The organism is Natronospira sp. (genome assembly GCF_007134575.1).
GTDB lineage: Bacteria > Pseudomonadota > Gammaproteobacteria > Natronospirales > Natronospiraceae > Natronospira > Natronospira elongata.
In genome coordinates this window covers 1-24,222 of the sequence record NZ_SLKM01000267.1, presented here as the reverse complement: position 1 = coordinate 24,222, position 24,222 = coordinate 1, and the positions used below count along the sequence as shown (strand labels likewise).

22 protein-coding genes are annotated in these 24,222 nt (G+C 63.1%); 16 read left to right on the top strand and 6 right to left on the bottom strand.

The window, feature by feature from the left end; genetic code table 11:
• Nucleotides 1-307 (bottom strand): dihydroneopterin aldolase (gene folB / locus ACJWXQ_RS10830; RefSeq protein WP_406672806.1); only part of this gene is annotated, 307 nt, incomplete at its 3' end.
• A gap of 12 nt (nt 308-319) precedes the next feature.
• Nucleotides 320-1,363: a tRNA (adenosine(37)-N6)-threonylcarbamoyltransferase complex transferase subunit TsaD gene (gene tsaD, locus ACJWXQ_RS10825; protein WP_346051710.1), complete on the bottom strand. Its 1,044-nt coding sequence runs from the start codon at nt 1,361-1,363 to the stop codon at nt 320-322.
• 95 nt (nt 1,364-1,458) lie between these two features.
• On the opposite strand from tsaD, the gene rpsU reads away from it, so the two are divergent.
• The 4 genes from rpsU to rpoD all read left to right on the top strand — a co-directional run bounded on the left by rpsU (nt 1,459) and on the right by rpoD (nt 6,010).
• Nucleotides 1,459-1,674: a 30S ribosomal protein S21 gene (gene rpsU / locus ACJWXQ_RS10820; RefSeq protein ID WP_306729353.1), complete on the top strand. Its 216-nt coding sequence runs from the start codon at nt 1,459-1,461 to the stop codon at nt 1,672-1,674.
• Nucleotides 1,675-1,701: 27 nt separating this feature from the next.
• The gene (locus ACJWXQ_RS10815) at nt 1,702-2,145 is read left to right on the top strand and encodes a GatB/YqeY domain-containing protein (protein ID WP_346051707.1); all 444 of its coding nucleotides are present in this window, start codon (nt 1,702-1,704) and stop codon (nt 2,143-2,145) included.
• Between the two features lie 122 nt (nt 2,146-2,267).
• A complete protein-coding gene (gene dnaG / locus ACJWXQ_RS10810) occupies nt 2,268-4,055 on the top strand; it encodes a DNA primase (protein ID WP_346051705.1) in 1,788 nt (595 codons plus the stop codon).
• A 77-nt stretch (nt 4,056-4,132) separates the two neighbouring features.
• Nucleotides 4,133-6,010, top strand: coding sequence for an RNA polymerase sigma factor RpoD (gene rpoD, locus ACJWXQ_RS10805; protein ID WP_346051703.1), 1,878 nt, complete (start codon nt 4,133-4,135; stop codon nt 6,008-6,010).
• A gap of 82 nt (nt 6,011-6,092) precedes the next feature.
• Here the strand turns inward: rpoD and ACJWXQ_RS10800 are convergent, their stop codons facing one another.
• Nucleotides 6,093-7,682, bottom strand: coding sequence for an FMN-binding glutamate synthase family protein (locus ACJWXQ_RS10800; protein WP_346051701.1), 1,590 nt, complete (start codon nt 7,680-7,682; stop codon nt 6,093-6,095).
• A gap of 179 nt (nt 7,683-7,861) precedes the next feature.
• Entirely contained in the window at nt 7,862-8,548 is a 687-nt protein-coding gene (locus ACJWXQ_RS10795; RefSeq protein WP_346051698.1) for an energy transducer TonB, read from the bottom strand.
• A gap of 205 nt (nt 8,549-8,753) precedes the next feature.
• On the opposite strand from ACJWXQ_RS10795, the gene ACJWXQ_RS10790 reads away from it, so the two are divergent.
• The 6 genes from ACJWXQ_RS10790 (at nt 8,754) to ACJWXQ_RS10765 (ending at nt 18,242) form a co-directional block, all read left to right on the top strand.
• Complete coding sequence (locus ACJWXQ_RS10790; protein WP_346051696.1) at nt 8,754-10,415, top strand: M28 family metallopeptidase; 1,662 nt, start codon at nt 8,754-8,756, stop codon at nt 10,413-10,415.
• Between the two features lie 193 nt (nt 10,416-10,608).
• Entirely contained in the window at nt 10,609-11,916 is a 1,308-nt protein-coding gene (locus ACJWXQ_RS10785) for a diguanylate cyclase (protein ID WP_346051693.1), read from the top strand.
• Nucleotides 11,917-12,006: 90 nt separating this feature from the next.
• Nucleotides 12,007-13,155 carry an aminotransferase class I/II-fold pyridoxal phosphate-dependent enzyme gene (locus ACJWXQ_RS10780; RefSeq protein ID WP_346051691.1) on the top strand — a complete coding sequence of 383 codons (1,149 nt, stop codon included), beginning with the start codon at nt 12,007-12,009 and terminating at the stop codon, nt 13,153-13,155.
• A 29-nt stretch (nt 13,156-13,184) separates the two neighbouring features.
• Entirely contained in the window at nt 13,185-15,617 is a 2,433-nt protein-coding gene (locus tag ACJWXQ_RS10775; protein WP_406672805.1) for a prolyl oligopeptidase family serine peptidase, read from the top strand.
• Between the two features lie 211 nt (nt 15,618-15,828).
• A complete protein-coding gene (locus ACJWXQ_RS10770) occupies nt 15,829-17,055 on the top strand; it encodes a multifunctional CCA addition/repair protein (RefSeq protein WP_346051688.1) in 1,227 nt (408 codons plus the stop codon).
• The gene (locus tag ACJWXQ_RS10765) at nt 17,055-18,242 is read left to right on the top strand and encodes a hypothetical protein (RefSeq protein WP_346051686.1); all 1,188 of its coding nucleotides are present in this window, start codon (nt 17,055-17,057) and stop codon (nt 18,240-18,242) included. The genes ACJWXQ_RS10770 and ACJWXQ_RS10765 overlap by 1 nt, the downstream gene beginning before the upstream one ends.
• Before the next feature lie 26 nt (nt 18,243-18,268).
• Here ACJWXQ_RS10765 and ACJWXQ_RS10760 read toward each other — a convergent pair whose 3' ends face one another.
• Nucleotides 18,269-19,183, bottom strand: coding sequence for a hypothetical protein (locus ACJWXQ_RS10760; protein WP_346051684.1), 915 nt, complete (start codon nt 19,181-19,183; stop codon nt 18,269-18,271).
• Nucleotides 19,180-20,379: an SAM-dependent methyltransferase gene (locus ACJWXQ_RS10755; RefSeq protein ID WP_346051682.1), complete on the bottom strand. Its 1,200-nt coding sequence runs from the start codon at nt 20,377-20,379 to the stop codon at nt 19,180-19,182. Before ACJWXQ_RS10755 ends, ACJWXQ_RS10760 begins: the two co-directional genes overlap by 4 nt.
• A gap of 45 nt (nt 20,380-20,424) precedes the next feature.
• Here ACJWXQ_RS10755 and ACJWXQ_RS10750 point away from each other — a divergent pair, with 45 nt between their 5' ends.
• The 6 genes from ACJWXQ_RS10750 to ACJWXQ_RS10725 form a co-directional block, all read left to right on the top strand.
• Nucleotides 20,425-21,177 (top strand): pteridine reductase, encoded by a 753-nt coding sequence (locus ACJWXQ_RS10750; protein ID WP_346051680.1) that lies wholly within the window; start codon nt 20,425-20,427, stop codon nt 21,175-21,177.
• Nucleotides 21,178-21,252: 75 nt separating this feature from the next.
• Nucleotides 21,253-21,858, top strand: a complete 606-nt coding sequence (locus ACJWXQ_RS10745) for a DUF4136 domain-containing protein (protein ID WP_406672804.1) — start codon at nt 21,253-21,255, stop codon at nt 21,856-21,858.
• Between the two features lie 13 nt (nt 21,859-21,871).
• The gene (locus ACJWXQ_RS10740; protein ID WP_406672803.1) at nt 21,872-22,447 is read left to right on the top strand and encodes a DUF4136 domain-containing protein; all 576 of its coding nucleotides are present in this window, start codon (nt 21,872-21,874) and stop codon (nt 22,445-22,447) included.
• Complete coding sequence (locus ACJWXQ_RS10735; RefSeq protein ID WP_346051675.1) at nt 22,447-22,713, top strand: hypothetical protein; 267 nt, start codon at nt 22,447-22,449, stop codon at nt 22,711-22,713. The genes ACJWXQ_RS10740 and ACJWXQ_RS10735 overlap by 1 nt, the downstream gene beginning before the upstream one ends.
• On the top strand, nt 22,685-23,869 hold the full coding sequence (dinB, locus tag ACJWXQ_RS10730) for a DNA polymerase IV (protein ID WP_406672802.1): 1,185 nt from the start codon (nt 22,685-22,687) through the stop codon (nt 23,867-23,869). The genes ACJWXQ_RS10735 and dinB overlap by 29 nt, the downstream gene beginning before the upstream one ends.
• A 67-nt stretch (nt 23,870-23,936) precedes the next feature.
• The coding region (locus ACJWXQ_RS10725) for a DAK2 domain-containing protein (protein ID WP_406672801.1) at nt 23,937-24,222 on the top strand (286 nt) is incomplete at its 3' end.

Here is a 24,222-nt window from a genome sequence, read left to right as displayed (position 1 = left end):
TCAGCGCCCCCTTCTTGTTCAATACCAGACTGACTTCACTGACACCGAAATCGACTGTGATCAGGCGGCAAATCGAGTCCGCCAGGGCCTCCACCAACTGGAAACGGCTTGATTCCACATGCTCAACCACGGCCTTGGCAACGGTCTTGTAATCAAGGGCATCCTCGATGGCATCACTGCTGGCCGCGGGACGTATATCGGTGGCCATTTCAATATCCAGGACCACATCCTGCGGCAGGCGCCGTTCCCATTCGAAAATGCCCACCACCGTGCGGGCCTTGAGACCACGAATATAAACAGTATCCATTACATTCCTCTGTCAGCCGGCGGCACTGCAGCCGAGCGCATCGCCCGGCGGTTTGAGTTCATCCAGGCGCCAACGGGCCCGCACCGAAATCTCAGGCCCGACCGATTCACCGGCGGCCAACCTGCAGTAACCGGCATAGGCAATCATGGCACCATTATCCGTGCAGAAGGCCGGCCGGGGAAAGTGCAGGGAAACACCCTCCCCCTCCGCCAGCTCGGCCAGGGCGGCGCGCAAGCGGCGATTGGCGCCAACCCCACCCGCCACCACGAGACGCTTGAGACCGGTCTGACGCAGGGCCCGCCGGCATTTGAGGGCCAGCGTATCGACCATGGCCTGCTCAAAATCCCGGGCAATATCCGCCGCCAGCCCCGGCTCATCGGGCGCATCGCGCAAGGCATAGGCCACCGCCGTCTTCAGGCCGCTGAAGCTGAAATCCAGCCCCGGCTTGCGGGTCAGGGGCCGGGGGAAATCGAAGCGACCCGGGCGGCCGCCGGCGGCCAGCTCCGCCAGGGCCGGCCCGCCCGGATAAGGGAGACCGAGTAGCTTGGCCGTTTTGTCAAAGGCCTCGCCGGCGGCATCGTCGATGGACTGACCCAGGGTCCGGTAACGACCCAGCCCCTCCACCGCCACCAGCATGCTGTGACCGCCGGAGACCAACAGGGCGAGAAAAGGGAAATCCGGTGGGTCGGGCTCCAGGCGGGGGGCGAGGAGATGACCCTCCATGTGGTGCACGCCCAGGGCAGGCACACCCCATGCCCAGGCCAGGGAACGTCCCAGACTGGCGCCCACCAGCAAGGCCCCCACCAGGCCCGGACCGGCGGTGTAGGCGACGCCGTCGATGGCGCTGCCATCACAATCCGCCTCGGCCAGGGCCGCCTCCACCAGGGGAGCCAGCTTGCGGATATGGTCTCGGGAGGCAATCTCGGGCACCACGCCGCCATAAATGGCGTGGGAATCCACCTGGCTGTGAAGCTGATGCGCCAGCAAGCCGTCGGCACCGTCATAGACGGCCACCCCGGTTTCGTCGCAGGAAGTTTCGATCCCCAGCACCCGCATTGCAATGCCTCGCCAATGGTTATAGAATTGCGCGCCTTTCCCCGGCGCCGCCCTGTGGCCGCCTGGAGAACGATTCATCAGAGGTGAGAGTTTACATGCCCAGCGTACGCGTGAAAGAAAATGAACCCTTTGAGGTGGCCCTGCGCCGCTTCAAGCGCTCCTGCGAGAAGGCCGGCGTGCTGACCGAAGTCCGTCGCCGCGAACACTACGAAAAGCCCACCCAGGAGCGCAAGCGCAAGCGGGCCGCGGCCGTGAAGCGCCACATGAAGAAGCTGTCCCGCGAAAAGGCTCGCCGTCAGCGCCCCTACTGATCGACTGCATCGGGGCCGAGCACTGCCATGAGCCTTCGCGACCGCATCCTTGCCGATACCAAGACCGCCATGCGCGAGAAAGCGCGTGAGCGCCTGTCCGTGCTGCGCATGCTCTCCGCCGCCATCAAGCAGCGGGAAGTGGATGAGCGCGTCGAGCTGGACGAGGCGGCGATGACCGCGGTGGTGGAAAAAATGGTCAAGCAGCGGCGCGACTCCGAAAAGCAGTATCGGGAAGGCGGCCGGGACGACCTGGCCGACAAGGAAGCGGCCGAAATCGTCATCCTGGAAGAATACCTGCCCGAACAGCTGGATGATGCCGAGCTGGAATCCCTGATCGAGGGCGCCATCAGCGATGCCGGGGCCGGGTCCATGAAGGACATGGGCAAGGTCATGGGCCTGCTCAAGCCCAAGATTCAGGGCCGCGCCGACATGGGCGCGGTCAGTCAGAAGGTCAAGGCCCGCCTGGGCTGATCACTCCCGGGCATACTCCGCCCGCCACAATCGACTATGCTTTGCTATCGGGGCCAGTGCTCAGCCGCCGTCGGCGGCCCCGTGGTGGATCCCCAGACACACCAGCCCAGTGGCAAAGGTAGATGGCACGCATACCCCAGCATTTCATTGATGAGCTGCTTGAACGGGTGGACATTGTCGACCTGATCGACAGCCGTGTGCCGCTGAAGAAAAAGGGCAGCGAATATGCCGCCTGCTGCCCCTTCCATACCGAGAAAACCCCTTCCTTTTACGTGGTGCCGGACAAGCAGTTCTATCACTGCTTCGGCTGCGGCGCCCACGGCACCGCGCTGAGCTTCCTGATGGAGTTCGACCATCTGGATTTCCGCGATGCAGTACAGGATCTGGCCGACCGGGTCGGCCTGGAGATCCCCACCGAGGCCAGCGCCCCCAGCCCCGACCCGGACGGCCATCTGCGGGCCGCCCTGGCCCACGCCGATGACTATTTCCGCCGCCAGCTTCGCCAATCGGAGGCCGCCAAGGCCTATCTTCAGGGCCGCAGGGTCTCGGGCAAAACCGCGGCCCGGTTCGGACTGGGCTACGCCCCCGATCAATGGAGCGGCCTGCTGGACAGCGTCGACAGCGACGCCCGCCGTGAGGCCCTGCTGAGCACGGGCATGCTGGTCCGCAAGGATTCCGGGCGCTTCTATGACCGCTTTCGGGGCAGAGTCATGTTCCCCATCCGCGATAGTCGCGGCCGGACCATCGCCTTCGGCGGCCGGGTGATCGGGGAAGCCCAGGGGCCCAAGTATTACAACAGCCCCGAGCACCCCCTGTTTCACAAGGGCCGCGAGCTCTATGGCCTTTATGAGGCCCGTCAGGCCCTGCGCAGTATTCCGCGCTTGCTGGTGGTGGAAGGCTATATGGATGTCATCGCCCTGGCCGAGGCCGGCATCCACTGGGCGGTGGCCACCTTGGGTACCGCCACCACACCGGATCATCTGGACAAGGCCTTCCGGATCACCCGCGAGGTGGTCTGCTGCTTCGACGGTGACCGGGCTGGCCGACAGGCGGCCTGGCGGGCGCTGGAAAACGCCCTGCCGGCCCTCCGAGCCGGGCGGGAGGTCCGCTTTCTCTTCCTGCCGGAGGGCGAGGACCCGGACTCCATGGTTCGCCGCGAAGGGGCCGATGCCTTCCAGCAACGGGTTGCTGGCGCGGAATCCCTGTCTCGCTGGATGCGGCGCCATTTGAGTGAAGACCTGGACCTGGGCACGGCCGAAGGTCGGGCGGCGCTGGTGGAAAAGGCCCGACCGTTGCTGGCGCGAGTTCGCGACCGGGTCTATCGTGAGCTGCTCTCCGACGAACTGGCCGATGCCGCCGGCCTCGATCCGGCGCGCTGGGCCGCCATGCTGGCCGATGCCACCGAGACCGCCCCCAGCAGCAAGCCAGCCCCAGACACGGCCGCCCCCACCCGGCCCCGAATCCAGCGGCCGGCACCTCTGCAGATTCGGCTGACCCCGGTGCGGGAAGCCCTGGCAATCCTGCTGCAGTCGCCGCGGATCGCCACGCGGGTAGCGGAACAGCCCAAACTGGCAACGCTGGACCTGCCAGGCGCGGACACCCTGGCGAAGATGCTTGAAATCTGTCGGGCAGAGCCCGAGATCAGAACGGCGACCCTGTTGGAACGGTGGCGGGGTGAGCAGGCCCATCCCCACCTGGAAAAGCTTGCCACCACCCGCGTGCCAGGCGAGGACGAGGACCTGGCCCGGCACCTGGACGCCATACTGGCGCGATTGACCGGGCCGCGGGCGATTGCGGCGAGAATGACCGAACTTCTGGACAAGGCGGCCAGCGATGGCCTGGACCAGACGGAAAAAGAGGAATTACGGGCCCTGCAGCAGGCGCGGGCGGCCCAGGAAAAGGCCGGCTGAGCGGGAACTTGCGCGGGCCGGCGTTGCCAGAAAAAACGGCGCGACAGGAACCAGTGTGCCCTTAAAAACTGGAAAGTTTGGGCACTGGCAGATATACTGGCCTGTTTCACTGTCCGCGAAAATCGGACGCGCTTCCTTCAGCCCTCAAGAGTGAACAGTACCGGACTATGGCACAGGATCGCAAGAAGCAGCTGAAACGACTGATCGCGGTCGGCAAGGAGAAGGGTTTCCTCACCTACGCCGAGGTCAATGATGCCCTGCCGGACGACATCGTCGATCCGGAACAGGTCGAAGACATCATCAACATGATCAATGACATGGGTATCGCCGTCCATGAGGTGGCCCCGGACTCGGATCAGCTGCTGATGTCAGACGCGGCAGTCAGTCCCGATGAGGACGCAGCCGAGGAAGCCGCAGCGGCCCTGGCAGCGGTGGACAACGAATTTGGGCGCACGACCGACCCGGTCCGGATGTACATGCGGGAAATGGGCTCGGTGGAGCTGCTGACCCGTGAGGGCGAGATCAAGATCGCCAAGCGGATCGAAGAAGGTCTCAACCAGGCCCTGGAATCCCTGGCTCGCTTCCCTCGTGCCGGCGGTCTGCTACTGGCCGAATATGAAACCGTGCAGGCCGGTGAAACCCGCCTGCCCGACCTGCTCACCGGCTTCCGCGACCCGGAAACCCTGGAAGAAGAGGTCCAGGCCCAGGAAGACGAGGACAGCGACGAAGAACCCCAGGATAACGGCCCCGATCCGGAGGAAGTGGAGAAGCGCATGGCCGCCCTGCGGCGCGCCCACGACAAGATGATTCGGGCGCTGAAAAAGCACGGCTGGGAAGACAAGAAGTCCCAGGAGCTGGTGGCAAAGAATGCGGAACGCTTCCTGGCCTTCAAGCTCAATGTGCGCTTCGTCAATCGTGCCTCCGCGGAGCTGCGGGAAGTCATGACCGCCATCCGCAAGCTTGAACGGGAAATCATGCGGATTGCCGTCAAGGGCGCCGGCATGCCCCGCAAGGAGTTCATCAAGTGCTTCCCGGACAATGAGACCTCCGCCGAGTGGCTGGACCGTCAGATCCGCGCCAAGCGCAAGTGGTCTTCCGGCCTCAACCGTCACCGGGACGAGATCGTTCGGCTCAAGGAAATGCTGGTGGAGCTGGAGCAGGAGAACCACCTGCCCATCGCCCAGATCAAGGAAATCAATCGCCGCATGTCCATTGGCGAAGCCAAGGCGCGGCGGGCGAAGAAGGAAATGGTGGAAGCCAACCTGCGGCTGGTCATTTCCATTGCCAAGAAATACACCAACCGGGGCCTGCAGTTCCTGGATCTGATCCAGGAAGGCAATATCGGCCTGATGAAGGCGGTGGATAAATTCGAATACCGCCGCGGCTACAAATTCTCCACCTACGCCACCTGGTGGATTCGTCAGGCCATCACCCGCTCCATTGCGGACCAGGCCCGCACCATCCGTATTCCGGTGCACATGATTGAGACCATCAACAAGCTCAATCGCGTCTCCCGCCAGATGCTGCAGGAAATGGGCCGGGAGCCTCAGCCGGATGAGTTGGCCGAGCGCATGGAAATGCCGGAGGAGAAAGTCCGCAAGGTGATGAAGATCGCCAAGGAACCCATCTCCATGGAGACACCCATCGGCGATGACGAAGACTCTCACCTGGGTGACTTCATCGAGGACATCACCGTGATCAGCCCGGTTGACTCGGCCACGGCTTCCGGTCTGCGCTCAGCCACCGGCAATGTACTGGCGGGTCTGACCCCTCGCGAAGCGAAGGTGCTGCGGATGCGTTTCGGTATCGACATGAATACCGACCACACCCTGGAAGAAGTGGGCAAGCAATTCGACGTCACCCGGGAGCGGATCCGCCAGATCGAAGCCAAGGCTCTGCGCAAGCTGCGTCATCCCACGCGGTCCGAGCAGCTTCGCTCCTTTCTGGAAGACTGAGAAGTACCAGCGGCCTGAACGCCAAAAGCCCCACCTCGGATCGAGGTGGGGCTTTTTCATGGTTAAGGAACCTCTGATTAATTCAGCGAAAGCTATCCGGGCGTGCCCTTTCCCAGGGCTCGGCATACCAGGCCGGCAGGGTCGCCCCCGAATCCTTCAGATCCCCCGGGTTCAGCCAATGGTAAAACTCATGATAGCTGATCACTTTCCGTTCATTGAGACGATGGTGAAACAGCTCCGGCGAGAATTTCCCGGGATGATCAAGGCCGGTCACCGCGACCAATTCCAGCAAATGCCTGATGGTATTGCGATGGTAGCGATAGACACGCTCTGCCTTGTCCGCCACATCCAGACCGTTCACCCGCAATGGGTCCTGGGTTGCCACCCCGGTGGGACAGCGATTGGTCTCACATTTCCGGGCCTGGATGCAGCCCAGGGCAAACATCATTCCCCGTGCGGAATTACACAGATCAGCCCCGAGGGCGATGTTGCGGGCAATATCGAAGGCGGAAATGACCTTTCCGCTGGCTATCACCCGAATCTGGTCCCTTAAGCCCGCGCCCACCAGGGTATTGTGGGCAAACACCAGGGCATCCCTCAGGGCCATGCCAACATGATTGGATAGCTCCAGTGAGGCGGCCCCGGTACCGCCTTCGCTGCCGTCGATGGTAATGAAGTCCGGCTTGATCCCGGTCTCATGCATGGCCTTGACCACCGCCATGAACTCCACACGACGACCGAGGCACAGCTTCATACCCACCGGCAACCCACCCGACAACTCCCGCAGGCGCGCGATGAATTCCAGCAAGCCGGTGGGAGTGGAGAACTCGCTATGGCAGGAGGGAGAAATCACATCCTGCCCCATGGGCACGCCACGCGCGGCTGCCAATTCCGGGGTCAGCTTTGAGGCCGGCAACATACCACCACCACCAGGCTTTGCCCCCTGGGAGAGCTTCAACTCAATGGCACGAACCTGGGGATAACCCGCCTTGTCCGCGAACTGCGCCGGATCGAAGCCACCCTTGTCATCACGACAGCCGAAATAGCCGCTGGCAATCTCCCAGACCAGGTCGCCACCGTGTCGATGGTGTTCGCTGATTCCCCCTTCACCGGTGTTGTGAAAAAAACCGCCTTTGCGTGCCCCCTGATTCAGGGCGGCGATGGCCCGCCCCGAGAGAGAACCAAAACTCATCGCCGAGATATTGAAATGGGAGGCATCAAACGACTTGCTGCAGTCCTCACCGCCGATTCGAACGCGAGGCTCTTCCTCCAGCTTTCTGCTCGGCGACATGGAATGGTTGAGCCAATCGTAGTCGGAGCCATAAACATTCTGAATGGTGCCGAATGGCACCACATCGTTGACCCCCTTGGCACGGCGATAGACCAGTGCCCGCTGCTCATGGCTAAAGGGATTGCCATCCCGGTCTGACTCAATCAGATACTGACGAAAGTGGTGGCGAAAATCCTCGATGATGTAACGGCCATGACCAATCAGCGGAAAATTGCGTAACAGGGTACGGCGGCTCTGAATCAGATCCCGGATGGCAACAGCAGTCAATAACAGCACAAGGCCGAGTGCCACCCACCAGCCTCCGCCGACCAATGCGACCATGGCGACGGATAATGCGATCAACAGAGCAAGGGTGATCAGAACCAGCATTTTGGCGGACATGGATTCAACTCCGAGCCTGAATCAATTGCAAGCGAAGGCCCTACAACAATAGGCCTCCGTTCCGGCAAGGGCAAATCGCCACATTTCACTCGAGAACTGCAAAGGCAAGCAGCCAGGGCCGTGACAAAAAAACGGCCCCCAATCGGGGGCCGTCATCAAACCGGATTTTTGTCCCGGGATCAGTCGATGGTGAAATCAATGGTCTGTTGAATTTCGGTGCCCACCGGGCGGCCATCCACCACCCTGGGCTCAAAACGCCAGCGTTCCACGGCGCGTCGAGCGGCCCGATCGAAAACCTCGCCGGGGCTGGATTCCATCACCCGGACATTTTCGGTCTCGCCGTTCTCATTCACCACAAAGCGAACAATCACAAAACCCTCAATACCATTACGGTGAGCATTGGAGGGGTAACGAGGCGCCTCCACACGCAGTGGACGCAACTCGCGATCATCCAGGTCACCCGATTCAAGCTCGTCTTCGCTGACCTGGCGATCCTGCTCCAGTACCTGACGATCCCCGCGTTCATCGCGGCTGGGCCGAATATCCACGCCCAGTTCAACGCCACCGCTGCCGAACTCCGGCTCGAGGGCAAAGTCGCTGCGATCCATGCGCATACTCTCCCTGTCAAAACCCGGCCTTTCGATCTCCATGTCGCGACTGTCCGAAGAACCCAGCCTGGAAGACCCGGGACGACCGACCCGATAACTGCCCAAATCCGTGGAACTTCCACTGCGGGATTCACTGCGCTGGGAAGACTCCTCTTCCTCGTCCGGCTCTTCAGCCAGCAGAGGCATGGATAGACTGACGCAAGCCGCGGCTGCAATCAGAAGAGTGAGCGGACTCAGGGAAACTGTCTTATAGCTCATGGCGACCCCCTATGGAGCTTTCGAGCCAGAAGGGACTGGCCCACCCTCACTATGTGGGATGGAAGCCCGCGGGTCAAACCGTCAGCGCCCTTCTTCCCGACCAACGGCCTCAGTCTTGGGAGAGGCGGCATGGCTGCGTTCGTCTCGGCGCCGGGTTAAACTGCAGATCGCCGTTTTCCTCTTGTGTTCTAGGGAGCTTTTTCTCATGCGCACGCACCAGCTGCCATTCGTCCTGACCGGGCTGACCCTGGTCCTGACCACACTGACTGCCTGTGACGCCAGGGAGGGGGATCAGGCCGCCGCCGATTGGATCGAGAAGGAACGGATTCGGGAACACATCCGCATCCTGGCCTCGGATGAATTTCAGGGCCGGGCACCCGCCACTGCCGGTGGGGAACGAACCGTGGAGTATCTCAGCCGCGAGTTCCAGGGAATGGAGCTGGCACCGGGCAACGAGGGCACATACACCCAGACGGTGCCGCTGCTGGAAACCACCCTGGACCCGACCACTGATCTGATTCTCCACCATGGCGGAGAACGGTGGGAATTGAGCTACGGCGAGGAGGTAATGCTCTGGAGCGGCCGACAGGAAGAAACCGTCCGCCTGGAGGGCAGCGAGCTGGTCTTCGTGGGCTTTGGCACGGTCGCACCGGAGTACGACTGGGACGACTACGCCGATGTGGACGTGCGCGGCAAGACGGTAGTGATGCTGGTCAATGATCCCGGCGTCTTCACGGAAGATCCGGATCTGTTCAACGGGCGGGCCATGACCTACTACGGCCGCTGGACCTACAAGTTTGAAGAGGCCGCCCGCCAGGGGGCCGCCGGCGCCATCCTCATTCATGAAGACGACGCGGCCGGCTACGGCTGGGATGTGGTGGCCGGTAGCTGGTCCGGGCCGCAAATGAGCCTGGCCGGGGAAGACGGGGATCAGGCGCTGGACATGGAAGCCTGGATCAGTCGGGATGTCGCCGACCGCCTGCTGGAAACGGTGGACAGCTCCCTGGAAGACATGACGGAGCAGGCGCTGGCCGCGGACTTCCGCCCCCAGACCCTGCCATTGTCGGCAGAAGCGACCATGGAAAACCGTTTCCGGGAGTCGGAATCCGATAACGTCATCGCCTACCTGCCCGGCCGCGAACGGCCGGATGAGACCATCCTGTTCATGGCCCATTGGGATCACCTGGGGACGGACCCGGACGATGACAGCATTATCTTCAACGGGGCGGTGGACAATGCCAGTGGCACGGCGGCGGTGCTTGAGATCGCCCGCGCCTTTTCCAAACTGGAGCAGGCTCCACGCCGCAGTGTGGCTTTCCTGCTGGTAACCGCGGAAGAGCAGGGCCTGCTGGGCTCTGCCCATTACGCGCGTGAGCCGATATTTGAACCCCATCTGACCGTAGCGGGGATCAACCTGGACAGCATGAACGACTTTGGCCCCACGCGGGATATCACCATCGTCGGTTACGGCAGTTCGGAACTGGAAGAGTGGCTGGCAGAACTGGCGGAACAAGAGAATCGTGAATTGCGCCCTGAACCTCATCCGGAGCGGGGCTATTTCTTCCGCTCCGACCATTTCAGCCTCGCCAAGGTGGGCGTCCCCGTGCTCTACCCCAACCCGGGAATTGACCATGTTGAGCATGGCGAGTCATATGGACAGGCTCAGCTGGATGACTACCAGCAGAATCGCTACCACCGACCGGCCGATGAATTTGACCCGGAGGCAGACTACCGCGGCCTGCTTGCCGATGCCCGCCTCATGTTTCAGCTCGCCCTGGCACTGGCCGAGAGCGATACCTTTCCCAACTGGTACGAAGACAGTGAATTTCGACAGATTCGGGACGAAGACCGACAAGCGGGCCACTGACGCGGACAGACGGCATGGCCCCATTGCAATGCGGGCCAGTTATGGCGTTATATGTCATTAAAGGGGAAACTTAGGGAGCGTGAGCCTGGGACAGAGCAATTTTGTCCCTACTCACTCCGGGGATGGAATTGACGCCTATTCTGATCAACCGGACCGACGGCCTGGGGACGGGCCTGAACTTTGGGGAGTGTAGATGAATATTCTGGTGGTGGACCATTCCAAGGTCTTCCGGGCGATGTGGCACCAACTGGTCCTCAAGGCCGGCCACGAGCCCATCATGGTCGCCTCGGGCCAGGAAGGCCTGGAAATGCTCGGCAAACGCCGGGTGGATCTGGTTTGCGTATCGCTCACTCTGCCGGACACCGATGGCATCGAGTTTTGCCGCCGAGCCCGCAAGACGCGCCGGGGTCGCCACGTGCCGCTCATTCTTCTAACCTCCACCGAAGACAAGAAGGCCCGCCTCAAGGCCTTCGAGGCGGGCGCCACCGACATCCATCCCAAGACTGACATCGAAGAACTGTTCAATCAGGCCGCCCGCTTTGTCGAGGAGGATGATCAACGCATCTCCGGGCGCGTCCTTTATGTCGAGGACTCTACCGTCGTGGCCCATGTCATGCTAAGGATCCTCGAGCGACTGGGCCTGGAAGTCGACCACTACACATCAGCGTCAGACGCCTTTGAGGCTTTCGACAAACACGCCTATGACCTGGTGGTCAGTGACATCCTGGTGGAAGGTGAAATGAGCGGCATGGGCCTGGTCAGCCGTATCCGCGAGAAGTTCCCCGACAAGGCCCGGGTTCCCATCCTTGCCGTATCGGGCATGGATGACATCAATCGACGGATGGAATTATTCCGCCTCGGAGTCAATGATTTCATTTCCAAACCGGTGGTGGAAGAGGAAGTCGTGGCCCGCGTCAGCAACCTGATCTCCAACAAGCAGCTGTTCGACCAGGTCCGCGCCCAGCGCCGGCATCTCTACGAACTGGCCATGATTGATCAGCTCACCGGCCTCTACAATCGCAACTCCCTGTCCGAGTTTGCCAACAAGTCATTCAGTGAAGCCAATCGTCATGATTTCCCCTTGAGTCTGATACTGATCGACATTGACCATTTCAAGCAGATCAACGACACCCATGGGCATCTGACCGGCGACGAGGTGCTTGCCGCCATTGGCGAGATGCTGAAGGAGAAATGCCGGAACGAGGACTTCGCAGTGCGCTTCGGCGGCGAGGAACTGATGCTCATCCTGCCCCATTGCGACAGTGAAGGGGCCGTGCAGCGGGGCGAGGAACTGCGCGAGGCAGTCGAATCCCTGGAGCCCGCAGGCATCCACGTCACGGCCAGTCTCGGGGTCACCTCCCGGCCCCTGGGCCGGGAAGTGTCCATGGAAGATCTGTTCCGAGTGGCTGACGCGGCGGTCTACAAGGCCAAGGAAGGGGGGCGCAATCAGGTGATTACCCTGAGCGCGGAGGAATTCGAATCCCAGGCCGCCAACGGCTGAAGCGACTGTGTTCTGACCTTCCCGGCTTAGCTGGACGGGCGCGCTTCGTGGTAAGTTCTCTCGTTGGAATGGCGCCAGCGAGAGACTGTCATGCCCCCGAAATCCCTGCATCCCGACACCCTGGCCATTCACCGGGGCCGTGCCGTGGACAAAAGCACCGGGGCCGTTACCGCCCCAATCCACATGAGCAGTACCTTCGAAAGGGACGCGGATGGGGATTACCCCCGCGGCTTCAGCTACAGCCGCCAGGCCAACCCCACCCGACACAGCCTGGAACAGTGCCTCGCCGCCCTGGAGAAGGGCAGCGAGGCGGTCTGCTTCGCCTCGGGTAGCGCCGCCACCATGGCCGTCCTGCAGTTGCTGCAACCGGGCCAGCATGTGCTGATCACCCGGGATGCCTATCACGGCACCCGTCACCAGCTGAAAACCCTGTTCGCCCACTGGGGCATCAGTCACGACCTCGTGGATACCACCCAAGTGGCGGCGGTGGAAAAGGCGATCCGCCCAGAGACCCGCCTGCTATGGATCGAGACCCCTTCCAATCCCCTCTTGGGCATCAGCGATCTGGCCGCACTGGCCCGCCTGGGTCAGCGGCACGGGCTGATCACGGTCTGCGACAACACCCTGGCCACGCCGGTCTTTCAGAATCCACTGGATGCCGGCATTGATCTGGTGGTCCACAGCACCACCAAGTATCTGGGTGGCCACAGCGACCTGCTGGGTGGTGTGGTCATCCATGGCCCCGACTTTTCCCAAGCCGAGCAACTGCGGGAGATTCAGGCCAGCGGCGGCGCCGTCCCCGCCCCATTTGATTGCTGGCTGCTTTTGCGCAGTCTGTCCAGCCTGGGGGTTCGGGTTCGGGCCCAGGCGGCCAGCGCCGCCGATCTGGCCCGTCGCCTTGCCGCACACCCGGCCGTGTCGGCGGTATTTCACCCGGCCCTGCCGGAACATCCCGGTCATGAACTGGCCAAACAGCAGTCGGTCCCTGATTGCGGGCTGCTTTCCTTTACCGTCCATGGCGACCGACAGGCCGCATTGGATGTGGTGGCCGGCACAAGATTGTTTACACGAGCCACCAGCCTCGGCGGCGTGGAGAGTCTGATCGAACACCGCGCCTCCATTGAAGGCAAGGATAGCCCGACACCGGGCAATCTGATTCGGCTGTCCATTGGCCTGGAACATATCGACGACCTCTGGCAGGACCTGACAGAGGCGCTTGAAGTGATCAGCCAACCCTAATTTTCAATCACCAAGACAGAGGTAAGCGCATGTTGAAACGGCGACACACACAACCCGGCCCGAGCCTGCTGACCGCGGGACTGCTACTGGCCCTGTTTTGCAGCAATAGCCTTGCCGAAAGCGGCGAGGGCATTACCCTGGAACGCATCATGGACCACCCGGACTGGTTGGGTCAGGCGCCGGAATCCCCCTACTGGCGGGAAGATGGCCGCCATGTGGTGTTTCAGCAAAAGCAGGAAGGCGAGGAAATTCGCGACTATTTTCAACTCGACATGGAGAGTGGCGAGATTGAAAAGCTTGCCGCTGATCAGCTCAGTCGAATCGGTACCGCCAACGGCTCCCTCGACCGTACCCAGCGGCGCCTGGCCTATGCCCATGACGGCAATGTCTTCGTCAAACATCTGGACGATGGCCGAATCCGCCAACTAACCCGCAGCGCCGGGCCGGCCACCGAGGTCCGCTTCCTCGCCGATGATTTTCGGGTGGCCTGGCGCAGCGGTCAGAGCTGGCATGCCTATGACCTGGAAACCGGTCTGGTGGAAGAACTGGCGGACTTGCGGCTGGAGAAAGACCCACTCGAGGACGAGGCCTCTTTCGATTTCCTGCGCATGCAGCAGGAGCGACTGTTCAAGACCCTGAACCGCGAGCGCGACACCGAACAGGCCCTGACCCGGCATGAACGGGAAATCGCCCGGGCTGACGAAAAGCGCCATCATCGCATTCACTTCCTTGGCGATGATATCCGCACACCGGTGCAAAGCCTGGCTCCCAGTGGCGACCAGATGCTGCTGGTGGTGGAGCCGGCCCAGGTGGATGGGGGCCGCACTGGCACCATGCCGGCCTATGTCACCGAGAGCGGTTATGTGGAAACCCAGGATGTGCGCACCCGCGTCGGTCAGAACCCGCCCGTTGGCCAGCAGTTGTGGCTGCTGGAACTGGACGGTGGCGAGCCGGTGGCTCTGGACCTGGGCGAATTGCCGGGTATCAATGACGATCCCCTGGCCGATCTGCGGCCCGAGGCCATCGAATGGCATGTGGAGCACGGCGCCCCCCGGGAAGAAGTGGAGCAGGCCCTGGAAGCCCCCGAACAGCGGGATGTGCGCTTCATGGGTGTGGAATGGGACCGGGAAAACAACCGGGCCGCCGTCATGCTGCGGGCAGTGGACAACAAGGATCGCTGGATCGTGGTGGTGGATGCGGACAGCGGCGAAATGGAAAGCTGGCACCGGCTCACCGACCCGGCCTGGATCAACTGGAACTTCAATGAGTTCGGCTGGCTGCGGGACGGCTCCGGCCTTTGGTACCTGTCCGAGGAAAGTGGCTACGGCCACCTCTATCTGGCCACCGGCCCCAACCGCCACCGGGCACTGACCGAGGGGCGCTACAAGGTCAACAACATCACCCTCGACCGGGATCAGGAATACTTCTACTACCGGGCCAACCAGCCCCATCCGGGGGTCTACGAGATCTTCAGGGTCCCGGTGGCGGGTGGAGAGGCAGAGCAACTCACCGAACTGGGCGGGCAAAACGACTTTGCCCTCTCACCCAAGGCAGATCGCCTGGTGGTGCGCCATGACAATGCCATGACGCCACCGGAGCTCTACTCGGTCAAGATCGGTGAGCCGGGCTCCGCCGAGCGCCTGACCCACACCGTGTCCGAAGAATTCAAGGCCCTGGACTGGATTGCCCCCGAGTTTGTGGAAGTACCGTCCTCACATGTGGACGATCCCATTCATACCCGCCTTTACCTTCCGCCGGACTTCGATCCGGAGAAGGAATATCCGGCGGTGTTCTTCGTCCATGGCGCCGGCTACCTCCAGAACGCTCACCAGGGCTGGTCCCAATATTTCCGCGAGTTCATGTTCCACAGCAAGCTGGCCCATGAAGGCTATGTGGTCATGGACATGGACTACCGGGCCTCGGCCGGTTACGGCCGCGACTGGCGAACCGCCATCTATCGGCAGATGGGGCATCCGGAACTGGAAGACCATGTGGGCGGGGTCAACTGGGTCGTGGAGAACTACAGCGTGGACCCGGACCGTATTGGCATCTACGGCGGTTCCTACGGCGGCTTCATGACCTTCATGGCCCTGTTCCGGGAACCCGAAATGTTCGCCGCCGGCGCCGCCCTGCGGCCCGTCAGTGACTGGGCCGCCTATAACCATCCCTACACTTCCAACATCCTCAACACCCCGGAAGTGGACCCCATGGCCTTCGAGCGCAGCTCGCCCATCGAGTACGCCGAAGGCCTGGAGCGGCCACTGCTGATCACCAGTGGCATGCTGGACGACAATGTCTTCTACCAGGACGTGGTGCGCCTGACCCAGCGCCTGCTGGAGCTGGGCAAGGAAGATTTTGAAAACGCCATGTATCCCCTGGAACCCCACGGCTTCGAACATCCCGAAGCCTGGCTGGACCAGTACCGCCGCATCTACAAGCTGTTTGATCGCTATGTGAAGTAGTTGGCCTTGGCCGCTTTTGCGGTAAGGGAACGGGGCGGCAGTGTTTGCCGCCCCGTTTTTTTTGGGGCGGCGAGCTTCGAGCGGCGAGCCCGTAGCCGCCGGCTTGGTGCTACTTTCACCCCCTGACTCCTCACCCCTAACGCCTCACCCCTGCCCCCTCACCCTCCAACACTCGTAGCTCGCGCTTCGCCGCTCCCCTACAATACCGCTCATGGATATCTACCTCGTAGGCGGCGCGGTTCGCGACAAGCTCCTGGGGCGTCCGGTCACCGACCGGGACTGGGTGGTGGTGGGTGCGACACCGGAGGCCATGACCGAGCGGGGTTTCCGCCCGGTGGGTCGGGATTTTCCTGTCTTCCTGCATCCCGAGAGCGGCGAGGAATATGCCCTGGCCCGCACCGAGCGCAAGGCCGGGCGTGGTTATCATGGCTTCGACTTTCATGCCGCCCCCGACGTCAGCCTGGAAGACGATCTGGCTCGCCGGGATCTAACCATCAACGCCATGGCCGAGACCCGAGAGGGCGAACTGGTGGACCCCTTCGGTGGCCGCGCCGACCTGGAGGCCGGCCTGCTTCGCCATGTCTCCCCCGCCTTCCGTGAAGACCCCCTGCGAATACTGAGAGTGGCCCGCTTTGCCGCCCGCTTCCACCACCTGGGCTTTCGTATCGCCGAGGAAACCCTGACGCTGATGCAGACCATGGCCACGCCGGAGGAGCTCCAGGCCCTGAGCCCGGAACGCATCTGGCAGGAAACCGAGCGGGCATTGGGCGAAGCGGCACCGCAGGTATTCATCCGGGTGCTCCGCGAGACCGGCGCCCTGGCGATTCTGTTTCCGGAAGTGGACCGCCTGTTCGGAGTCCCCCAACCCGAGGCCCACCATCCGGAGATCGATACCGGCGACCATGTGCTGCGGGTCCTGGAACAGGCCGCCAGACTCAGTGACGATACTCGAATTCGCTTCGCCGCCCTGGTCCATGACCTGGGCAAGGGGCTGACCCCGACCCAGGCCTGGCCCGCGCATCATGGGCATGAGAAGAGCGGGGAGAAACTGGTGGTGGCCATGGTCAAACGACTCAGGATTCCCAAGGCCCATGAACGCCTTGGCCGATTGGCGGCCCGCTGGCACACCCATGTGCACCGCGCGCAGGAACTGCGCGCCGCCACTATCATGAAGGTCCTGGAGGCTTGTGACGCCCTCCGGCGGCCTGAAGACTTTGAACGGCTACTGTTAGTCTGCGAGGCAGACGCCAGGGGCCGCAAAGGGCTTGAAGGGCGAGCCTACCCCCAGGCCAACCATCTGCGAGCCTGCCTGGCCGCGGCCGCCGCGGTGGGCAGTGAACAGGTGGACGCCAGCCGCTACCAGGGCAAGGCCTTCGGAGATGCCCTGCGACGACTGCGCGTCCGCGCGATTGCCAACACATTGAGCGGAGCAGAATGATGCTGAAAAAGATGGCTTGCCTGTATTGCCTGGCCCTGATGTTGCTGCTCAGCGCCTGTTTCGACGGTGAGGAGAGCAGTTTCGTCGGACCGGACGACGATGAAGATGAGATGCTGGACAGCGATACCAGTGAATTCAGCGGTGAGCTGGCCTGGCATTTTTCCGGTAGCGGCAGCAGCGGCATCGCCTTGTGGCGACTGGAAGACAGTGAACTGCGGCTGACCGAGCGCGCCAGCCAGAACCAGGAGGCGCTGCGCCTGCCCTCCCTGGCCCGGAATCAGGCCGGTCTGACGTTCACGGTTGACCAGACCACCGAGACCGACACGCTGCCCCGTGTCATCCATGTGGACAGCAGCGGCAACGATCGACAGTCCCTGCCTCGGGATGCCGGGGCCGACACCCGGCTGAGCTGGGGCGCCTCGGTGGACGCGGACGCCAGCACCATCGCCTTTGCCGAAGATATCCGCAGCGTTGCCTCTGACCCGGAGAGCAGTGTCAGCCGTGGCGTGGGCATCTGGGATCCGATTGCAGATCAGGTGGAAACACTGGTCACCGTGGAAGGCGACATCAGCTGCACGGATATCAATGCGGCCGGCACCTTTGTCATCTTTAACGACGATGGCCAGCTCTTTCGCAGCCCCAGCAGTGGGGCCAATCCGGTACCCGTACCCAGCAATCACGCGGATCTGCGTGCCGTCATCGTGGATCAACCCGCCGCCGGCCCCTGCCCCTTCCAGCTCAGTGACGATGGCAATCGGGTGGCCTTCATGGGCGAATTGGAGAACCAGGATGGGGTGGGCGCCTTCTTCGCCCAGATGGATGCCGGCGCCGCCCAACGGGTCGCCCCGGACCTGGCCGGCGACCTCGTCGCCTGGCGGCTTGCCGGCAATGGCGAGCGGGGTGTGCTGCTAAGCCGCGATGAAAGCGGCGACAACACGATCTGGAGGATGTTCTCCATTTTGATGATCAATCCCGGCCAGACGACGCAGGTAACAAGCATCACGCAGGTGGACGGCGCCCCGGACCCCGGGGTGGATATCAGTGCCGATGGCCAAACCCTGGTGCTGAGCGGGCGCGACCAGGATGGCCCCTTCCTGGAACTGAGCGATTTCAGTGGCGAGAACAGCGTGCGCATCGATGGAAACAGCGAGACCATGGGTGAAGGGCGACTGATCCCCTTGTTCTGAACGAGTGCCAATCAGGCAGTACAGAATCAGGGATACCAGGTCAGACCGACGCCGACAAAGTGGGTGGGATCGAAATCCTCGGTCCGGGTCCGCCCCACCTCCAGCCGAACGTCCCAGGCATCCGCCATGGGCTGAATCCAGCTCAGGGCCAGGGTATCGGCGCGACGCCCATCCACCGCTGAACGATCCCGGGCCAGGTAGACAGACAATTCCCGAAACTCACCGAAGTCATGGCGAACTTCGAAAAACAGACCGCGATCGCGGAAGCTCTGGGCCAGGGTAACCGCGGAACTGCTGAGCTGCTCAATGGCCTCCCGGGCGGCCAGGTCACCCGGATTTCGGTCGTAACTGTCCCAATTGAGGCCGGCCACCAGGGTCCACTGATCGTCCAGGAACCAGCGGCCACGAATTCCCAATTGACGCGCCTTGAGATCAAAATCCTCGGCCACCCGATCGCCGTTTTCCTCGTCGTCATCACCAGGATCCACCGGGATTCCGAACGGCGGCCCATTATCGCCATTGCCTGGCGAGCGGGCCGGTGCACCGGCCGACAGGGTGATCCAGCGCATGCCCGCAATCAGCGAGAGACCGAACTGTTCGCCATTGCCAGACAAGGTGCTGCTGAGACGGTCGGCCCGGATATCCCCCCGCCGCCCCCAGCGCTCGGCATGGGCGCTCAGCCGCCAGGTCTCGTTCAGACGGTACATGCCCCCCAGAACACGACTGCCCGTGTCCAGATCGGCTCCCTCGGCATCCACCTGGGACTCGCGCACTGTGACGTAGATCAGACCGCGCTCCCCGAGACTGCGGTCCACTGACAGCAACCAGCTGTATGAATCGGCATCGCTGGCGCGCAGCTCCGATTCCGCGGTCCACAAGGCCTCAGCGGTCGCCGCCTGGGCAAGCAGCAGTGCACAAACGATAAAAACAGAACGATTCATAGCCGCATTCGCAGATCACGAAAACCAAAGGCGCTCATGCCGATGCCCTCGCCACGGGCAAAGCCAATCACCTTGAAGCGTTCGCCCATCTCGCCCGGCAGGGTGAGAAGCTTCACCTCCTGGGCCAGCTTGAGCTGACTCAGGGTGTCCTCGGGGTTCACATGGGCAACATGACGATCGATGCCCGCCCCGAGAAGGAAATGGGCCTGGGTGGTGAAACCCAGCAGATCGCAGCCTGAAGCCACGGCCGCCTCGGCCACGGTGGTGAAATCCACCCAGGCGGTGATGTCCTGAATCCCCGGATAGACAAAGGGATCGTCATGGGCCCGATGGCGGTAGTGGCACATGAGGGTGCCACGATTGCGTTCCGGGAGATAATATTCCCGGCGCGGCAGGCCGTAATCGACAAACAGGGCCGCGCCGCGACTCAGGCACTCACCCACCCGCCGAACCAGCGCGGGCATGCTGACCGCCAGCTCGGATTCATAGCCTTCCGGGAGCTTGCGGCCGAGATCCTTTTCCACTGCCCTGACCCGCTCGGACAGCTCGCGGTCATGGGCCATCTCCCGCCAGGCGAATCCACGCTGACCACGGGCCACACCCAGACGCCGGACCGCACCACCGCGGATACGGAAACGCTCCACCGCCAGGGCATCCAGCACCTCATTGGCCAGCACCACGCCGCGCAGGCGCTCGGGCAGATCATCAACCCAATGGACGCGTTCCAGCAGATCCGGCGCCCGGGCCTCAATGGTCTCGGCCTGGCGCTCACGCAAATCCGCGCTCACCTCGAGAATGAGATAACGATCCGGCAGGCAACCCCGCGCGGCCAGATGGTCGAGGATGGCCGCGGCCATGGCGCCGGAGCCGGCCCCCATCTCGAGAATCTGGCCCCCGCCCAGACGATCCAGCACCTCCTCAGCCTGATCCGCGAGACAGACACTGAACAGGGAAGACATCTCCGGTGCGGTGATGAAATCGCCCGCTTCCCCGAATTTTCGCGCCCCGGCGCTGTAATAGCCCAGCCCAGGCTCGTACAAGGCCATATCCATGTAGCGGGAAAAGGGAATCACGCCCCCCTCGGCATCGATGGCCTCGCCAATGCGGGCAGCCACGCGCTGGCTATGGGCCAGGGCTTCCGGTGGCGGCTCCGGCAGGCGACCGGCTTCTTCCTCTGGATTGCGGGGTGCGTTCATGGCGCTGTAATCTGCCTCTTCCGGTCAGCGTTGGGATAAAAGATCATGCAGGATAATACAGGCCCCCTGGCGGGCAAAACGGCTCTGGTCACGGGCGCCGCCCGGCGCATCGGTGCAGTCATTGCCGAGCAGCTCCACCAGGCGGGCATGAATGTGGTCATCCACTACCGCCACTCGGGCCAGGAAGCCGAGGCACTGGCCCAGAGCCTCAATGACCGGCGAGCCGAGTCGGCGGTCACCGCCCAGGCCGATCTGCTGGCCCCGGATGCCTTCCCCTCCCTGATCAAGGCCGCGGAACAATGGGGCGGGCTGGATTTGCTGGTCAACAATGCCTCCAGCTTCTATCCCACCCCCCTGGGCGAGACCGATGAAGCCCAATGGGAGGATCTCATGGGCAGCAACCTCAAGGCACCCTACTTCCTGGCACAGGCCGCCTGTGAAGCCCTGGCCCGACGGCAGGGGCAGATCATCAACATCATCGACATTCATGCCTTCCGGCCCCTGGCCGGGCACCCGGTCTATACCGCCGCCAAGGCCGGACTGGCCATGCTGACCCGGAGCCTGGCCGGTGAAATGGCCCCCTCGGTGCGGGTCAACGGGGTCGCGCCCGGCGCCATTCTTTGGCCGGAGCAGCCAATGAATGCCGACACCCAGCAACAACTCCTGGCCCGCGTCCCCCTGGGCCGCAAGGGCGAGCCTCGCGACATTGCTGCGGCGGTGCTGTTCATGGTGCGCGACGCGCCCTATGTTACCGGCCAGATCCTGCCGGTGGACGGGGGACGCAGTGCGGTGGACTGAGGGCACCGGAACCCCCAATCCCGTGCAACGGTCTGATTTGAGGTAGAGGCGAACAGCCTGGAGAGGATGACGCTCATGATCAAGAAAGGCACACCGGTTCTGGTGCTGGTTCTGTTGCTGGCCTGGCTGCTTGCCGCCTGCGCCACGCCCACTCGGAGCGAGCATGACCCGGGGGTGGATTTCGACCGCTACCAAAGCTTTGCCTGGACCGCACCGAGGCGCGAGACCGTGCGGGATCCTGTTCTGGACAGCGAATTGCTGGACCGCCGGGTCGCCCATGCCGTCCGGGCCATCCTCAAGGACAGGGGCTATCAGGAAGTGGATGCCGAATCCGCGGACTTTCTCATCACTTACCACACGGTGACCCGTGAGCGCCTTGTCTCCCCTAATGTCCGGGTGCATCTGCACCACGGGCCGAGCTACCGCTGGCACCCTTACTGGCACCCCAACTATCATCCTCATCCATTTTTCGGCCCGCCGGTCCATCATCATGTGCATTACGTCGGCGATACCCGGGTCTACCGAGAAGGAAGCCTGATCGTGGACGTGATCGATCGTGAACGGGGTGAGCTGATCTGGCGGGGCTGGCGGGCCAGCGAGGTCCGCCAGGAACGCTTCCGGGACGAGCGGCTGAAACAACTTCTGCAACGTATTCTGGCTGATTTCCCTCCAGGATCCTAAGGGAGGCCATGCCATGTCCATTGCCATCCAAAAGTACAATCACCGCCGTGCCGTTATCGGCCTGCTGGCCTTGCTGTTGCTCGCAGGCTGCGCCACGCCGGTCAAGACCGAGTACGACCGGGAAATCAGCTATGAGCCCTACCGAAGCTTTGCCTGGATGGCACCGCTGCGAGTCGAGGTCGAAGACCCCGCGCTCGACAGTGAGCTCCTTGACCGCCGGGTGCAACGACTGGTCACCGAGGCACTGACCGAGGCCGGCTTCCAGCAAACCGACCCGGAGACGGCGGACTTTCTGGTCACCTATCGAAGCAGCAGCCGCGAGGCGGTCAGCGGCGGCACGGGACTGAGCATCGGCGTCGGCACTGCCCGCCGTGGAGGCGGCACTGCCGTGGGCGGCGGCCTGGTCGTGGGCGGGTCACGCCCACAGACCGTGACCACGCTGATGATCGATATCATCGACCGGGAACAGAACATGCTGGTCTGGCGCGGCTGGCGGGAGAGCGATCGCCGTCAGGACCGCTATGATGACAGTCGCCTCAAGCGACTGATCGAGGCCATCGTGGCCGAATTTCCGCCGGAAAGAGAGTAATGCCGGAAGACAATCCACAATGGCTCAGCTTCCGGGAGCTCGACGAGGCCGAACACTGCCCCAAGGGGACCGCCTTTCGGGCCTTCAAGCGCCTTGGCGAGGCACTCACCGAGGATCGGGATTTTCTGCTGCTCAGAGCCCAGTCCCATGGCCCGGACATCGAGTCCCTGCGCGCCCAGGGGCGTATCTATCCTGCCAGCATGAATGTAGTGCTCTTGAGCCGGGAGGCTGCCGAACGTGTCCGAGCCGACATGCACGACAGCTGAACGCCTGATCCTCCACGTTGACCTGGATGCCTTCTACGCCTCGGTGGAGCAGCTCGATTTTCCCGAGCTGCGCGGACAGCCGGTCATCGTCGGCGGCCTGGGGGGCCGAGGCGTGGTTTCGGCTGCCAGCTACGAAGCCAGGGCATTTGCTATCCATTCCGCCATGCCCATCAGCCGCGCTCGCCAGCGCTGCCCACAGGCCCACTTCCGCGCCGTGCGCATGGACCGCTATCGTGAGCTGTCACGACAGGTCTTTGGCTGTTTTCGTGCGCTGACCCCGGAGGTGGAAGGGCTCTCGCTGGACGAGGCCTTTCTCGACCTCTCCGCCGACCCGGCCGCCCGAACCGACCCCGAAGCGCTGGCCGAGGGCCTGCGACGCCGCATCCGCGACGAGATCGGCCTGATTGCCTCGGTGGGCATCGCCCCCAACAAGTTCGTGGCCAAGCTGGCCTCCGATGTGGGCAAGCCCGACGGCCTGGTGCATGTCCCTGCCCATGGCGTGCAAGCCTTTCTGGACCCACTGCCGGTGGAGCGTCTCTGGGGCGTGGGGGAAGGCACCACGCTGCGACTGCGGCGGGCCGGCCTGAGCACCTTCGGCAGCCTGCGACGGGTGCCGGAACCACGCCTTCGTGGCCTGGTGGGCCGCCAGGCCAGTCGCCTCAAGGCCCTTGCCGCGGGCCGCGACCGGCGCCCGGTCAAGAGCGAACGCCCGACCCGCTCCCTGAGTACCGAACGAACCTTTGACCGCGACCTGAGCGAGTCGATGCGAATGCGCCAACTGCTGACCGAGATGGCCGAACAACTGGCGGCCCGCTTGCGGGAGCAATCACTGGAAACCACCAGCCTGACCGTCAAACTGCGCAGCCGGGATTTCCGTACCCACACCCGTCAGCAGCGCCTGAACCGGCCCAGCGCCAGCGGCGAGGAATTGCGCCAGGTCGCCATTGCGCTGGCCGAGCAGTGGTGGCAGCAGCAACCCCGGCCACCGAGGCTGCGCTTGCTGGGCATCGGGGCAAGGGAACTGGTCAAGTCCACCGGCCAGATGGGGCTTTTCCAGGACGCAAGCCGGCTGGCTGAAACCGATCGCCTGCTGGACGCCGCCCGTGAACGTTTCGGCGCCGGGGTGCTACGCCGTGGTCTGCGCCGGCGTGGCTGAGGCCAACGGTCGCCGCGCTCCGCCGGCTGGTGTAAATTCAGGAAATCCACAGCGACGAGGACGATCCATGCGCGGTCAGAGCGCCATCAACTACATCGACGGCCACCGACTCAGCCGGGCCCTGCAGGCAGGTGTCGCCCGCCTCAGTCGGCGACAGAATCATCTCAACAAGATCAATGTCTTCCCGGTGGCCGATGGCGATACCGGCACCAACCTGGGGCTAACCCTGCATGCCATGCTGCTGGGCCTGCGCCAGCGCCCCGAGCGCCATGCCGGACGCGCCCTGACCACATTGGCCGATGCCGGCCTGGACGGTGCCCGTGGCAACTCAGGGGCAATCATGGCCCAGTTTT